Source organism: Formivibrio sp. oc-25 (assembly GCF_055810895.1).
The window spans coordinates 1-987 of record NZ_JBVVOL010000094.1 but is presented as its reverse complement, the minus strand read 5'-3'; the positions used below and the strand labels follow the sequence as shown (position 1 = coordinate 987).

The following is a 987-nucleotide window of genomic DNA, read 5'->3' as shown; positions in this document are numbered from 1 at the left end:
CGCGGCATAGCTGTCGACAATCGCCTGCTCCAGCGCGTCGGGCAGCGGCGTCAGCATGATCCAGTCGCGGATTTGTTTGCCGACTTCAGCCAGCGCATGTACGTCATCGACATCCAACGCTGACAGCAAATCGTCGATACGTTCGGCCAAGCCAAGGTGCGACAGAAACTGGTGCCAGGCCTCGGCGGTCGTGGCAAAACCACCCGGCACGCGCACACCCTTGGCAGAGAGTTGCGAGATCAATTCGCCGAGCGAGGCATTCTTGCCGCCCACCCGATGCACATCGCTCATGCGTAGTTGAGATAGGTCGATTACCAGCTGGCCAGTTGTGAGTAATGCGTTCATACCGTGCAATTCCTTTAGTGGGAAGATTTGTTGCCATGCACAATATTAAAAGCAGCCGCGCAAGATCGAACAGCCTGCAAAGTAGTTAATATTTCACAACTACAAAAAATAAACAACTCCTGCACAAACAGAAATAAATGAAATTATTACTTTATTTTCAACGTATTAAAAACACACCAACAAACAGGAATTTCCATGAGAGGTAAAAAATCACACTCCACCGACATGACAAAAAAATCCTGCCCAAGCCATGAATCTTTGTATGAATGAAAGAAACAGGAAATAAAAATGCACAAAAACACCTGTTTGCAATTCAAGCATAATCACTGAATTAAATTCAGCCATACGCGAATATTTTTCGCTATCACCTAGTAGTTACAGGACATAGACTACTCGTGCGTTGGTATTAATCACATCCTCGGACATACCTCGCACCGGCCAGAGCCCAAACAGGCTAGCGGCTCTGGCCAATTCCGGCGCTATAACAAACCAGCAAAGGCTGGTTACCGGATAAATAAACTGGCACATGCCGGATGCTGAACAGACAAATCACCTTGCAGCATTAAGGAGAAGAGAATGAAGAAAGAAATCATCGACGTATCGCGCCGTAACGTACTGCGTGGCGGCACCCTGCTGGGGGCT

The 987-nt window shown here is 48.0% G+C and carries 1 protein-coding gene; it reads right to left on the bottom strand.

Features of this window, described 5'->3' with window-relative positions; all coding sequences use genetic code 11:
* The coding region (locus AC0KVQ_RS16475) for a PEP/pyruvate-binding domain-containing protein (RefSeq protein ID WP_473422284.1) at positions 1-345 on the bottom strand (345 nt) is incomplete at its 3' end.
* Positions 346-987 lie beyond the last annotated feature (642 nt).